Genomic DNA, 13523 nt, shown 5'->3' on the forward strand with positions numbered 1-13523 from the left:
TGCCACCCCATGCGCTGGCGTCAACCGCAGCCGCACCGTCCGGTCCGCGAAGGCGCCCTTGGCACAAGCGGCCGCCGTTACGACCTCCCCAACCCAGCCGGCTTTGTGAACTCGATAAACCATTGGCTACTCCCGGCCTTCCAGGATGCGTCGCACCGCGACGAGTTTGCGCGCCCTTTCGCCTTGCAGCGCCTTGGTCTGCTCGGGCGTATAGGAGAACATGCCCTCGCCGGACTTGATGCCGAACTTCGACGCGTTGGTCTTTTCCAGCACCATGGGCGCGACATCGTCGCGATTGGAGAGATCGGCGTTGAGGAAGGACGAGACGGACTTGTAGATATCCAGCCCCGCCATATCGAGCAGCGCCATCGGCCCGATCACGGCGATCTTGTAGCCGATGCCCCAGGACACGCATGTGTCGAGATCTTCCGGATCGATGACGCCGCGCTCGACGAGGTCGACCGCCTCGCGAAGCAGCGCATAGAGCACGCGGTTTTCGACGAAACCGGGGACATCCTTCTTCACCACCACCGGCAGCAGGCCGATCGAGCGGATCAGGTCGCGGATCGTCGCCACGGTTTGCGGCGCGGTCTTCTCGCCGGCGATCACCTCGATCATCGGGATGATGTGCGGCGGGTTCGACCAGTGCATGCCGACCATCCGCTCGGGATGCGAGATATGCGCCTGCAGCTTGGTGATCGGGATACCCGACGTGTCGGACGCGACGATCGTGTCGGGGGCAATCAGGCTGTCGATGGTGCGATAGACATCGGCCTTGACCGAAATGTTTTCAGGAACGTTCTCGATGACGAGGTCGGCGCCGGATACCGCATCGCCGATATCATCGGTGAAGCGAACCGTCCCGACGCCGGCCGACGGCGGCGCGATGCCCAAGGCGTCGAGAACGGTCTCGGCCACGCTCAGCATGGATCGCGCGCGCTCTATCGCTGCCGGGGCAACATCGTAGGCGACCACCTGCAGGCCGCCCCTGGCGAGCCGGGCGGCCATGCCCGGTCCCATCGTACCCAGGCCGATGATGGCGATATTTCGGATCATTGCACTGCCCTGCTTTCTTTTGAGCTCGTGATGAGGTCGGCGGCCTTTTCGGCAATCATGATCACTGCCGCGTTGATGTTTCCGCAGACCAGGTCGGGCATGACGGAAGCGTCCACCACTCTAAGCCCGTCGACGCCGCGAACCCGCAGTTGCGGGTCGACGACGGAGGCCGCATCGGCCCCCATCCGGCAGGTCCCGGCCGGATGATGCACGGTGATGGAGGTCTTGCGGATATGCTCGTCGATCTCGTCGTCGCTCTGGCACTTCGGACCGGGAAAGAACTCCGCCTCGATGAAGGGCCGCATGGAGGGCCGCGCGGCCAGATCCCTTGCCACCCGGAAGCCGGCCCGCAGGGACTCCCAATCCTTTGGCGAGGCGAGAAAATTCTGGTGGATCAGGGGCGCCGCGGAAGGATCGGCCGAGGCCAGTTTCACCGCTCCCCGGCTTTCGGGCTGTGTCGCCACGATGCGCGTTGCGAAGCCGTCCGCAAACGGCGCCTTGAACGGCTTGAAGTATGGCCATGCCGCGAGCGGCGCCGCCGTGAAGAGCAGTTGCACATCCGGCAAGGGTCGCGCCGGACCGCTCTTGAGGAAGGCGACAACCCCGCCGGGTACGTCGCCGGAAAAACCGCGTCCCGTCAGGTAGGTCTTGACGAAATCGAAGCCGATCCGATCGGCACGCATGTTGCGCAGGAAAGGGCCGCCCGGAGCGCGGCGCCGGTACATGAGAATGACCGAGACGTGATCCTGCAGGTTCTTGCCGACCGCCGGCAGGTTGATCCGCGTCCGGATACCGTGCGCGGCAAGCTCATCCTGCGCCCCGATACCCGACAGCATCATGAGTTGCGGCGTGTTGATCACGCCACCGGAAAGCAGCACTTCCTTGCGGGCGACAATCGTGCGCTCGCCGCCGCGATGGTTGATGGTGACGCCGGTGGCGCGCGCACCCTCCAGCACGATCCTGGTTGCGCTCGCTTCCGTCAGAACGGTCAGGTTGGGCCGCTTCAGCACCGGCCGCAGATAGGCTGACGCGGTCGAGGCGCGCCGACCTTTCGAAATCGTCATCTGGAGGCGGCCGAAACCTTCCTGCCGCTCGCCATTGTAGTCCTTCGTCTGCTCATAGCCTGCCTGCACGCTCGCCTGCGCGAAGGCGTCGATCAGCGTGTCCTTGTAGCGGCAGAACTGGGTGCTGACCGGGCCATTGCCGCCGCGATACTGGTCCGCACCCCCTTCCCAGCTTTCCTGCTTGCGGAAATACGGCAGCACCTTGTCGTACGACCAGTCGCTGAGTCCCGTGGCCGCCCAGCGATCGTAGTCGCCGCGATTTCCCCGCACATAGGCCATGGCGTTGGTCGACGATGATCCGCCAATGACCTTTCCGCGCGCGCACTCGACCTTGCGTCCGCCGACATTGTCTTCCGGCTCGCAGAAATACATCCAGTCATGGCGGCGCTCGGTCAGGATTTTGCCCCAGCCAAGCGGAATGTGGATCATCGGATCGCGGTCCCAGCCGCCGGCCTCCAACAGCAGAACCGAACATCTCGGATCGGCGCTCAGCCGGTTGGCGAGCACGCAACCGGCCGATCCGGCTCCAACGATGATGTAATCGTAACTTTCCGCGTGCGGCATGGTTTCATTGCTTTCGTCCGACGCCCGGCGTCAGATAACTATTGCGATTGACGCTGGAAAAGCCTGGCCGGCACCAAGCTTTTCCAGCTGATGCTCAAAACCCGATGGACATCAGGCGAGACCCGCTTGCCTGAGGCGCTGCGACCAGTGATCCCACCCGCGATCGATCTGGGCGCCGACGAGTTTTCCCGCCGTCTTGATCTCGCCCGGCGACAGATATTTGATGTTGCCGATCTGCAGGCCGGCTGTCTGCGCCGCGGCGTTCTGTTCGAGATAGAAGGCCCGGAAGACCACCTCGCGGACGGAATTGCCCACATTCACGACGCCATGGCGTGCCATGAGCACGACGGGATAGTTCCCGAGGCTTTCGGCGATGTCCCCGCAGACGCTCCGGCTGCCGCCAAAAAGATCGGTATCGTCCCCCTGCTTGTCGCGTATCTCATAGACCGGGACGGCGTCGCCAAGGAAAGCACCCATATGGGTCACGGGCCGCAGCGGCTGGTCGGTGAAGCAATAGGGCAGGACGGCCGGCGAATGGCTGTGGAGCACGCACCGAACGTCCGGCCGCGCCTTGTAGATCTCGCTGTGAATATAACGCTCCAGATAGGACGGCCTGTTGTCCGAGGTCTCGCCATCGAGGTTGAAACGCAGGATGTCATCGACCGTTATCAGGCTCGGAGCAAGCTTCTGAGCCAGGAAGAAACTCTGGGGATCCTCAGGGTCACGGGCACTGATATGCCCGAACGTATCCAGGATACCTTCGTTCAGAAGTATCTTCGTTGCCGTGACGAGTTCCTCGAAGACCTTCTGACGTGCTGGGCTGTTGTCTGTCATTTCCAAATTCTCCCATTGCGGCGATGGCGACCATTCTTGTTGTTGTTATCGGTCGCCAGGGCCGCGGATTTCACTTGTTTTCGTAGATGCCGACGATCCGATTCTGCTCGATGATGTTGCCGGCATATTTCTGCAGGAACTCCTCCCTGGTGGGCGTCCCCTCGACCTTCGTGTCCAGGGCGTAGACCCAGAAGTAATAGTGATGCTCTCCATGGCCAGCGGGCGGCTGAGGCCCGTAATATTGCTTGCCGCCGGCGCCGTTGGGTCCCACGCGGAACTTTTCCTGTGCTCCAGAAAGATCCGTGGTCGACGGATCGATGCCGTAGACGACCCAATGCGTGAAGCCGTGGGGCAAGGGCGCGTCGGGATCGTGGCAGATGACCGCGAGCTCTTTCGTCCCTGCCGGGACGCCGCTGACCCTCAGCCTGGGCACTACATTGCCCTTGTCGCCGGCATGCTCGTCTCGCATTTTCCCGAGCGGCTGGAAATCCGCTGACGTTATCTTGAGGTCCTTGATGTTCAGAGGCATGATTTCGTCCTTTCAGCAATTCGATCGAACTAGGCGCCGGCCTTGAGGTCGGCGACGGATTTGCCGCCGACGCGCTGGTGCACGCGCGGACCCGATGCGACGGCGACGCAGATCAGAAGTTCGTCCGGGCGCGGGGCATCCGGCACGGAAAAGGTGACGGCATCGTAGTGGGAACGAATGTAGAGCTCGTCCTTGTGGGCAAGCGGGATATCGATGGTCGTGCCGGCGACAGCGACCTTGCTGACCGACGAGATCCAGGCCTTGCCGCCCCCCACCTGCTGCCGCAGCGGATCTCCGAACACCGTGGTGATGCAGGCGACGACATGTTCCTGTTCGCCTGATGTACCCGCGATACCGCCCTTGCCATAGCTTTCGACCGGCCTGTTGCCGAGCAGCGCCACGGCCCTCTCTCCGAGCGCATGACCGATCGCCGCACTCGGATTGGTCAGATCGGACAGTTCGGCGACGAACTTTCCGGCGAAGGGATTGCGTAAGACAACGCCGGTCGCGACTTTGACGAGGGTTTCGCCAGGCGTGCCGCCGTCATGCCGGCTTTCCTGGACCGAGGAGTACCATCCCCTGACATCATAATCTCTTTCGACTTCACTGGAATAATTCATCTTTATCTCCTGAAAGGCGCGCGCCGTTCCGCGCGCACCGATTAATTCTTCGACCGGCACGCCCAACGCTACTGCGGCCATGAGTAGACACGGCGCAGCGGGTCGTAGCGGGCGGCTTCAAGCGCCGCCGGCGTGAACATGTTTCCCTTCGAGAGCGAGCGGTTCGCCGCATAGTCGCCAGACAGGGCCTGGCAGCGATCCGTGATCGGGCGAATGCGCGTCTCCCATGCGACAAGCGCATCTTCGACCGAAGAGCCCTCTTCCAGGTCCTGCGAAAGGCTGAAGGCGTTGACCATCGCGCAACCGGCGCCCTGGGCAAGAGCCGGACACATGGCATGCGCGGCATCCCCCACGAGGGCAACCTTGCCTCTTGTCCAGCTATCCAGCTTGGTCGTTTCGTACTTGTCGTACCTGGCGGTTTTCAGCTTGGCCGCCTCGATCAGGCAGGGCTCCAGGAAAGGAAACATCTCGACCCAAACTTCAAGATCGATCGGCACGCTCGATCCGCGAGGATCGGCGGCCGGAGCCATCAAGCCGAGATAGAGTTCATTCTCATTGCAGGGCGAATAGAGAATCCGCTGAACACGCGGCCAGAAGTTCCACATGTCGATGGTGTTGTCCCACTCGCCATGGCCGAGCTCTTTCTTCATGCGCGGGACAATCAGCCGGATGAGACCATCTTTCGAAACCCAGCGATCCTGTTTGAAGCCGATGGAATCCCTGACCTTGGAGCCGACGCCATCGGCGCCGACGATCAAGTCGGCTTCGAGAACCTCGTCGGTCTGGAGGGTCAAGCGCCCTTCCGGATCGGCGGCAACCGCTTCGGAATTGACGCGGATGTCGACACCCAGGGCACGGGCCCGGTTGACCAGCGCATCGTGCAGGTGGCTGCGGGTCATGATGCGCCAGGGGAGACCGTTGAACGTCTCCTTGGAAACGGACTTGTTGTGCATCCAGGTCTCGTAGGTCGGAGGCGTGTGCGAGCCCTGGAGAACATCGTCAAGGGCGCCCAGCCCTTCGAGCACGCGAAGGCCATTATGCCAGAGATAGATGCCCGCGCCGAATGCCCGCAGTTCCGAGCTCTTTTCGTGCAGCCTGACATCCCAGCCATTCTGCTTGAGAGCGATGGCGGCTGTCAGGCCGGCAAAGCCGCCGCCGGCGACCTCGGCACGACGCGTTTTGCCCGGAGTTTTGTTTACATTGGCCATTTTCTATCCTGATGCTGCGCGCAAGAAAGACGGCGCTTGGCCGTCAAGCGTCTATGAAGTTGGTGATGGCTTTCAACGTGATCTCGGGAGATACCTCGTTGACGTAGTGGTCGGCGCCCGGCACGACGACGACGGGCAGGTCAGGCCGCAGCCGGCTTGTCTTCGCCAGTGCCGCCGCCGAAACCAACTTGCTCGCTTCGCCCCGAACGATGAGGACGGGCTTCGTCACGTCGCGGTAGGCGGGCACCAGATCCGATCGCAGGCCCTTGGCGGTCTGCGCCATGGCCGCGGGCGATGCCAATGGACGCAATCCGCCGTCGACCGGCTGATAGCCGCTTTCAGCCCTGATCTTGATGGCGTCGGCGGGAATGTTCGGATAGCGGCCGGCGAGGTATGCTTCGACGGCCCTCACATCCTCGAAAAGCTGGCTCCCCGCGTTCACGCGCGCTTCCAACGCGTCCAAGGCGTCTGTCTCGATGTACGGCGTAAAGTCGATCGCGACGACCGATCGCACCAGATCCGGGTATTTAGCCGCGGCCGTGACCGAATTTCGAGCACCAAGCGAATGTCCGACGAGGATGGCATGGCCGCGATCGAGCGTGCTTATCAGGCCGGCGATATCGTCCGCGTAGTCATTCGCCTCGTAGCCGGTTTCCGGCTTGTCGCTGAGCCCATGCCCCCTCTGATCAACCGCAATCGTCGTAAACCGGTCCGAGAGCCGAGCCATCAACGGCTCGAAGACGGCGGAGTTGGAGGTGATGCCGTGGAAGAACAGCATCAAGGGGCCGCTGCCCCTCTGGCGCACGTTCAAGGTGATGCGGCCAATGTCGACGCGTCGCGAGATGAAGTGGTCGGAAGCTATCTCTGCCGCCATGTCCATGATCCTTGGATCCTCGCCTCGCTGCCCGTCTCCTGCAAAAGGATCATACAGACCGGGGTCACGTCAAGCCGATTGTCTGACAATCTTCATATTTGACAATCTGGCTATCCTGCTGTCAAATTTGTGCGGCGTGGCGTATGCTGCTTCAGTTTTGCGACTCAAAGGCCATGAGACGTTACCTATGCCCCCAGATTTGAATTTGCGAATTTCGCCACGAACAGTGCAACGGGAGACCGTCGACAAGTTACGGCTGGCGATCTTCTCCGGGTTGTTTCAGCCGGGAAGCCGCCTCATCGAAAGTCAACTGTGCACACAACTCGGCATCAGCCGCCCCTCGCTGAGGGAGGCTTTGCGCAGTCTCGAGGCCGAGCGCCTGATCGAAATCGTACCCAACCGCGGGCCGTCGATACCGGCACTTTCCTGGGAGGTGGCAACCGCCATCTACGAAGTTCGAGAGTTGCTGGAAGTCGAGGCCGCGGGACGATGCGCGCTAAGGATCTCTCCGGAACAGTTGCGTGAACTCGAGAAATCGCTTTCCGCATTCGAAGAGGCGGCATCCAGCAATGACAGCCTGGCGCAGGTGATGACCGCCGCGGATTTCTATTCGATCATACTCGCCAATTGCGGCAACCCGATCCTGGAGGAAGTCCACCGCGGTCTGGTGGCGCGGATCAGCTTCTTTCGAGGACGATCGATGTCCCTGGAGGGCAGAGCACAAAGCAGCCTGGCGGAGATGAGGGAGATATTCGAATCCATCGCCGCCGGCGACGAGAAAGCCGCCCGCAAAGCCTCGAAGCAGCACGTCTTGAGGGCGAAAGCGGCAGCGAAGATATCCATGGACAACGGGATTTGAGTTCTTCGATGGACTGAGGTTCCGTCTGAAGACTCGAAGCCCTTCATGACGTTGCGGATTGGCCAAACGCGGATCGATGCGCCGGGTTTCTCCGTGCCGGCGTCAGACATGACGGCTATCGCAACCGGCAATTGGCAGATGGAGTGACGATGACCAGGGCCAATGTTGAGTACGCACCGAATTGCGACATCGTCATCGTCGGTGGCGGGTCGGCCGGGTCGTTGCTCGCCGCACGGCTGAGCGAAGATCCGGGCAGCCGCGTTCTGCTGATCGAGGCCGGCGAGGAGCCGACGGACCCGGACATCTGGAACCCCGCTGCCTGGCCGGCGCTTCAGGGCCGCAGCTACGATTGGGATTATCGCACGGAGCCGCAAGCCGGCACCGCGGGCCGGGTGCATCATTGGGCGCGCGGGCGGTTGATCGGCGGCTCGAGCTGCCTGCACGCGATGGGCTATATGCGCGGTCATCCCTCAGACTTCCAGGCTTGGGTTGACGCGACCGAGGATCGCCGATGGAGTTGGGATGAACTTCTGCCCGTTTTCCAGGCTATCGAGGACCACCCGCTTGGTGGCGACGGCATTCACGGCAAGGGCGGGCCTTTGCCGATCCATTTGCCGGCGGACGAAGTCAGTCCGCTTGCTCGAGCCTTCATCGAGGCAGGCGCATCGTTGGGTCTGCCTCGCCTTGAAGGCCACAACAGCGGAGAGATGATCGGCGTCACCCCGAACTCGTTGAACATTGGCGGCGGGCGCCGGGTTACGGCGGCGGACGCCTGGCTCACAAAGGCGGTTCGAGGCCGCAAGAACCTGACCATCCTCACGGGCACCCGGGTGCGGCGGCTCAAGCTGGAGGACAATCAGGTCCGCAGCCTTGAGGTCGTGGGGCGACAGGGTACGGCCCAAGTGTTTGCGGATCAGATCGTGCTTTGTGCCGGAGCGCTGGAAAGTCCGGCCTTGCTGATGCGTTCGGGCATCGGTCCGCGCGAAGTGCTCGATGCGGCGGGCGTCGGCTGCCTGATCGATATGCCTGACATCGGTCGAAACCTTCAGGATCACCTGCTCGGCGCCGGCAACCTTTACGCGGCCCGCAAGCCGGTGCCGCCATCGCGCCTCCAGCATTCGGAATCGATGGCCTATATGCGCGCTGACGGCTTCACCGCCGCCGGGCAGCCTGAAATTGTCGTTGGCTGCGGTGTCGCGCCGATCGTGTCGGAACGCTTCAAGGCACCCGCCGCAGGCACGGCCTACTCGCTGCTGTTCGGCATCACCCACCCGACGAGCCGCGGCAGCGTGCGCATAGCTGGGCCTGAGCTCGGCGATCGGTTGATCATCGACCCGGCATACTTGCAAACCGACCGGGACCGCGAGCGGTTTCGCAGAGCACTCGAGGCGGCACGGACCATCGGGCACAGAGATGAACTCGCCGGCTGGCGAGAGCGCGAACTCCTGCCAGGCGCGCTGAACAGTGCGGCCGAGATGGACGACTTCATCGCGCGGTCGGTCATCACGCATCACCATCCCTGCGGCACCTGCAGAATGGGCAAGGACCCGGACGCCGTCGTCGATGCAAATCTACGGCTCAAGGCGCTCGACAATCTTTTTGTCGTGGACGCGTCGATCATGCCCAACCTCACCGCGGGACCGATTCATGCCGCGGTCCTCGCGATCGCCGAGACTTTCGCCCGACAGTACTAAGCCACCGAGGCCGTCGGCTCGGCTTGCAGTACGGCGGGCCGGCGCGCCGCCTTGGCATATTTCTGGGCGATCATGGCGCAGACCATGAGCTGTATCTGGTGGAAGAGCATCAGCGGCAGAACGATCGCGCCGACGCCCTGGCCGGCAAAGATCACATTGGCCATCGGCACGCCGCTCGCCAGGCTCTTCTTCGAACCGCAGAAGGTGATCGTGATCTGGTCGGCCCTGTCGAAGCCGAGGAGCCGGCTGCCATTGGTCGTCAACGCAAGCACCAGGCCGAGCAGCACCATGTCGGCGACAACGACCACGGCGATGTCGCGCAGCGAGAACATGTGCCACAGCCAGCAAGGGCGCCGACAGGGCGCTCGTCTCGGCGCTGTCGGAAGATATTCTGACCAAGGTGAGGGGTCTGCGCTGACCTATTGCGTTGTTGTTGGGGGGACCCTGGGCCCCTTGTCCCTGGTGCATTGACATTCTATTGACCGTCTCAGGCGAACGAAGATACGGATTTGCCATGGACCTGGATCCTTCGACACTCAATCGGGCGCTGCCGCTGCGCGATCAAATCTATCACAAAATCCGCAATCTGATTGTCGTCGGCCAGTTGAAACCGGGTGAAGTCATCAACGAGGTGGCCATCGCCGAGGCGCTCGGCGTATCGCGCACCCCGGTGCGGGAAGCGGTCAAGCGCATCAGCGACGAAGGCCTGGTGAAAATCCTGGCGCAGACCGGCACCTATGTCGCACCGATCAGCCGCGCCGACCTGGAAGAGGCCTATGTCATCCGCCGGGCGCTCGAGATGGAAAGCGCCAGGCGCGCCGCCGCCAAGCTGACGCCGGCGTCCGCCGAACTGCTGGAGGACAATATGGCGGCGCACAAGCTCGCCATAGCACGTGGCCGGTATGCCACCGCGATCCAGCTCGACGACGTCTTCCATCGCAGCATTGCCGAGATCTGCGGCCTGCCGATGATCTGGCGGGCGGTCGACATCTCCAAGGCGCAGATGGACCGCGGCCGCTATCTCGCCATCCCCAAGCCTGGCTATGGCGAACAGACGATCGAGCAGCATGAAGCCATTCTCGACGCGCTGAAGCGACACGACGCCGAGGGCGCCGCGCAAGCGATGGAGAACCATCTCGAGACGTCGTTCCGCAACACACTCGAAGTCGCCGCCGAGCTTCTCGGCTGACGCTCGCCGTCGATCGCAACGGATACGATCAGCCCATGCGAAGAATGGGACTGTGTATCGGCCTGAAGGCTAAGGCGATCGCTGAATACAAGCGCGTCCACGCCGCAGTCTGGCGGAGGTGCTCGCCGTCATAAGCCGCGCCAACATCCTCACTATTCCCCTCGGCTTCGTCGGGAGAACTTCCTCGGCCGCCAGAACTTCATTGAAGGTGTGCTTACGTCAGTCGTGCCCGCGTCGTGCGCGGCGTCGCCAGGAGCAGGCTCGTTTCGCTGCCCGTTATGCCGGGAATCAATCGGATGCGCCGTAGCACCGCATCGAAATCGGTCAGTGATGCCGTCCCGAGCTCGACCACCAGATCCCAGCGACCGTTGGTGGTATGGATGGTCGAGACTTCCGGGAAGCCGCCCAGCGCCCGCACCACGCGGTCGGCGGCATGGCCTTCGATCTCGATGAGCATTATGCCGCGGATGCGCTGATCGACGGCGTCGGCGCGTAGCACCACGGTGTAGCCGATGATGTCGCCCAACCGTTCCAGTCGCTCCATGCGTGCCCGAACCGTGGCGCGCGAGACGCCGAGATCGGCGGCGAGGTCCGACACGCTGCGCCGGGCGTCATGCCGCAGCAAGGTTACGAGCCGTTCGTCCAAAGCATCCATCGGGATTACCATTTTGATAAATTTTGCCGCCATTATGATAGGTTATGCATCTCGGATTGCCAATTCTACCTGTTCATGTTGCCGGCTTGCCGTGTTCTCCTCTCCCCATTCGAACTTTGGCCGCGGGAAAAACAATGCTTTGCAAGATCGTCGGGGCGCCGGTACAGGACGGCGCCGGCAGAATGGGCTGCGAAATGGGGCCGAGTGCGCTGAGGACGGCAGGGCTTGCCGAGGTGCTGTCCGGCCTCGGCCACACCGTCGAGGATATGGGTGCCGTCCAGCCAATGCCGGCGAGACGCGTCGTGCACGGCAATCTGGCGCTGAAGGCCCTGCCCGAAATATCGGCCTGGACATCCGCCATTGCCGCGGCGGCCTATGCGGCGAGCGAGGATGCCATGCCGATCTTTCTCGGCGGCGACCATTCGATCTCGGCCGGCACCGTGTCGGGCCTCGCCCGCCGCGCCGCCGAGGCTGGGCGCCCGCTGTTCGTGCTGTGGCTCGACGCGCATCCGGATTTCCACACGCTGGACACCACCGCCAGCGGCAATCTGCATGGTGTTCCGCTCGCCTACGCCAGCGGCCAGCCGGGTTTCAGCGGCTATTTCCCGGACCTGCCGGCGGCGGTGGACCCCAAGCGCATCTGCACCATGGGCCTGCGCAGTGTCGACCCGGCCGAGCGCAGCGCGCTCAACCGGGCGGGCGTGACCGTGCACGACATGCGCGCCATCGATGAACATGGTATCGCGCCGCTGCTGCGCGCCTTCCTGGCGCGCGTGTCTGATGAAGACGGGCTGCTGCATGTCAGTCTCGACGTTGACTTTCTCGACCCCTCGATTGCGCCGGCTGTCGGCACCACGGTTCCCGGCGGCGCGACGTTCCGCGAGGCGCATCTGGTGATGGAGATGCTGTCCGATAGCGGCCTCGTCTCCAGTCTCGACCTGGTCGAGCTGAATCCTTTTCTGGACGAGCGTGGCCGAACCGCGACGCTTATGGTCGATCTGACGGCGAGCCTGATGGGCCGCCGCATCATGGACCGCCCGACCCGCAGCCATTCCGGGAGCTTTTGATCATGACCACGGCAAAGCTGAACATCGTCCCCTTCGTCAGCGTCGACCGGATGATGAAGCTGGTGATCACCATCGGCGTCGAGCGCTTCCTGACCGAGCTCGCCAGCTATATCGAGGAAGATTTCCGCCGCTGGGAGCTTTTCGACAAGACGCCTCGCATCGCATCACACAGCCATGACGGCGTCATCGAGCTGATGCCGACGAGCGACGGGCGGCTCTATGGCTTCAAGTATGTCAACGGCCATCCCAAGAACATGCGCCAGGGCTTGCAGACGGTCACCGCGTTCGGCGTGCTTGCCGATGTCGGCAGCGGCTACCCGATGCTGCTCACCGAAATGACCATTCTCACCGCGCTGCGCACCGCCGCGACATCCGCCGTCGCGGCCAAATATCTGGCACCGCGCGGCGCGCGCACCATGGCCATCATCGGTAATGGCGCCCAATCGGAATTCCAGGCGATCGCCTTCAAGGCGCTGACCGGCGTCGACCGGCTCAGGCTCTACGACATCGACCGATCCGCCTCGCTGAAATGCGCCAAGAACCTGGCTGGCATGGGGTTTGACATCACCATCTGCGAAACCGGGCAGGAAGCGGTCGAAGGGGCCGGGATCATCACGACCGTTACCGCCGACAAGCAATGCGCCACCATTCTCACCGACAACATGGTCGGCGCCGGCGTCCACATCAACGCCGTCGGCGGCGATTGCCCCGGCAAGACCGAGCTGCACAGGGACATCCTGCTGCGCTCCGACATTTTCGTCGAGTTCCCGCCGCAGACACGCATCGAGGGTGAAATCCAACAGCTTGATCCCGACCATCCGGTGACCGAGCTCTGGCAAGTCATCGCCGCCCAGGTGTTAGGCCGCCGGGACGCCAAGCAGATCACGCTGTTCGATTCCGTCGGCTTTGCCATCGAGGACTTTTCGGCGCTGCGCTATGTGCGCGATCAGCTGCAGGCAACGGGCCTCTACGAGGAGCTCGATCTGCTGGCCGATCCGGACGAACCGCGCGACCTCTATGGCATGCTGCTGAGAGCGGCCATGCAGACCGCGGCATAACAAGAACCTATGAGATGCCGCGAGCGAGCCCGCAGGCATTGATAGTGACTGCGGGTCTTGTCGATCGTCCCTTCGACGAGATGACGGCCATCGACGTTGCCGTCACTCCACCGTAACCGACTTCGCCAGATTGCGCGGCTGGTCGACGTCGGTGCCCATGAACACGGCGGCGAAATAGGCCAGCATCTGGATCGGCAGCGCATAGATGATCGGCGAGATGATTTCCGGCACGTCCGGCAGGATGATCGTCTC

General features: G+C 62.8%; 13 protein-coding genes and 2 pseudogenes. 6 read left to right on the top strand and 9 right to left on the bottom strand.

Annotated elements, in window-relative coordinates; genetic code table 11:
* Positions 1–126 precede the first annotated feature (126 nt).
* From fhmpcd1 to FJ546_RS22470, 7 genes are all read right to left on the bottom strand, one after another.
* Complete coding sequence (fhmpcd1, locus tag FJ546_RS22440; protein WP_140891322.1) at positions 127–1056, bottom strand: 5-formyl-3-hydroxy-2-methylpyridine 4-carboxylate 5-dehydrogenase; 930 nt, start codon at positions 1054–1056, stop codon at positions 127–129.
* Complete coding sequence (locus tag FJ546_RS22445) at positions 1053–2684, bottom strand: choline dehydrogenase (RefSeq protein ID WP_140891323.1); 1632 nt, start codon at positions 2682–2684, stop codon at positions 1053–1055. Before FJ546_RS22445 ends, fhmpcd1 begins: the two co-directional genes overlap by 4 nt.
* Positions 2685–2795: 111 nt before the next feature.
* Positions 2796–3518 (bottom strand): class II aldolase/adducin family protein, encoded by a 723-nt coding sequence (locus tag FJ546_RS22450; protein WP_140891324.1) that lies wholly within the window; start codon positions 3516–3518, stop codon positions 2796–2798.
* A 70-nt stretch (positions 3519–3588) separates the two neighbouring features.
* Positions 3589–4047, bottom strand: a complete 459-nt coding sequence (locus FJ546_RS22455) for a YbhB/YbcL family Raf kinase inhibitor-like protein (RefSeq protein ID WP_140891325.1) — start codon at positions 4045–4047, stop codon at positions 3589–3591.
* Positions 4048–4076: 29 nt separating this feature from the next.
* Entirely contained in the window at positions 4077–4667 is a 591-nt protein-coding gene (locus FJ546_RS22460; protein ID WP_140891326.1) for an amino acid synthesis family protein, read from the bottom strand.
* A 68-nt stretch (positions 4668–4735) separates the two neighbouring features.
* Positions 4736–5875 carry an NAD(P)/FAD-dependent oxidoreductase gene (locus tag FJ546_RS22465; protein ID WP_140891327.1) on the bottom strand — a complete coding sequence of 380 codons (1140 nt, stop codon included), beginning with the start codon at positions 5873–5875 and terminating at the stop codon, positions 4736–4738.
* Positions 5876–5918: 43 nt separating this feature from the next.
* Positions 5919–6755, bottom strand: a complete 837-nt coding sequence (locus FJ546_RS22470) for a 2-(acetamidomethylene)succinate hydrolase (protein WP_140891328.1) — start codon at positions 6753–6755, stop codon at positions 5919–5921.
* 181 nt (positions 6756–6936) lie between these two features.
* Between FJ546_RS22470 and FJ546_RS22475 the strand changes: the two genes are divergently transcribed.
* Together FJ546_RS22475 and FJ546_RS22480 are read left to right on the top strand one after the other, a co-directional pair.
* Complete coding sequence (locus FJ546_RS22475) at positions 6937–7608, top strand: GntR family transcriptional regulator (protein WP_010914325.1); 672 nt, start codon at positions 6937–6939, stop codon at positions 7606–7608.
* A 149-nt stretch (positions 7609–7757) separates the two neighbouring features.
* The gene (locus FJ546_RS22480; RefSeq protein WP_181168044.1) at positions 7758–9302 is read left to right on the top strand and encodes a GMC family oxidoreductase; all 1545 of its coding nucleotides are present in this window, start codon (positions 7758–7760) and stop codon (positions 9300–9302) included.
* On the opposite strand, the pseudogene FJ546_RS22485 reads toward FJ546_RS22480, so the two are convergent.
* Positions 9299–9643: pseudogene (locus FJ546_RS22485) on the bottom strand (bile acid:sodium symporter); the annotation flags it as partial. The gene FJ546_RS22480 and the pseudogene FJ546_RS22485 overlap by 4 nt on opposite strands.
* A gap of 173 nt (positions 9644–9816) precedes the next feature.
* Here FJ546_RS22485 and FJ546_RS22490 point away from each other — a divergent pair.
* Both FJ546_RS22490 and FJ546_RS31700 read left to right on the top strand, forming a co-directional pair.
* Positions 9817–10491, top strand: coding sequence for a GntR family transcriptional regulator (locus tag FJ546_RS22490; protein ID WP_140891330.1), 675 nt, complete (start codon positions 9817–9819; stop codon positions 10489–10491).
* Between the two features lie 35 nt (positions 10492–10526).
* Positions 10527–10639: pseudogene (locus FJ546_RS31700) on the top strand (L-rhamnose mutarotase); the annotation flags it as partial.
* Positions 10640–10705: 66 nt separating this feature from the next.
* On the opposite strand, the gene FJ546_RS22500 reads toward FJ546_RS31700, so the two are convergent.
* Positions 10706–11146 (bottom strand): Lrp/AsnC family transcriptional regulator, encoded by a 441-nt coding sequence (locus FJ546_RS22500; RefSeq protein WP_140891331.1) that lies wholly within the window; start codon positions 11144–11146, stop codon positions 10706–10708.
* 134 nt (positions 11147–11280) lie between these two features.
* Here FJ546_RS22500 and rocF point away from each other — a divergent pair, with 134 nt between their 5' ends.
* Both rocF and FJ546_RS22510 read left to right on the top strand, forming a co-directional pair.
* Positions 11281–12213, top strand: a complete 933-nt coding sequence (gene rocF / locus FJ546_RS22505) for an arginase (protein WP_140891332.1) — start codon at positions 11281–11283, stop codon at positions 12211–12213.
* Positions 12214–12215: 2 nt separating this feature from the next.
* Positions 12216–13271: an ornithine cyclodeaminase gene (locus FJ546_RS22510; RefSeq protein ID WP_140891333.1), complete on the top strand. Its 1056-nt coding sequence runs from the start codon at positions 12216–12218 to the stop codon at positions 13269–13271.
* The last annotated feature ends 252 nt before the right edge of the window (positions 13272–13523 follow it).

The sequence above is a fragment of the Mesorhizobium sp. B2-4-19 genome, from assembly GCF_006441315.1.
Lineage (GTDB): Bacteria > Pseudomonadota > Alphaproteobacteria > Rhizobiales > Rhizobiaceae > Mesorhizobium.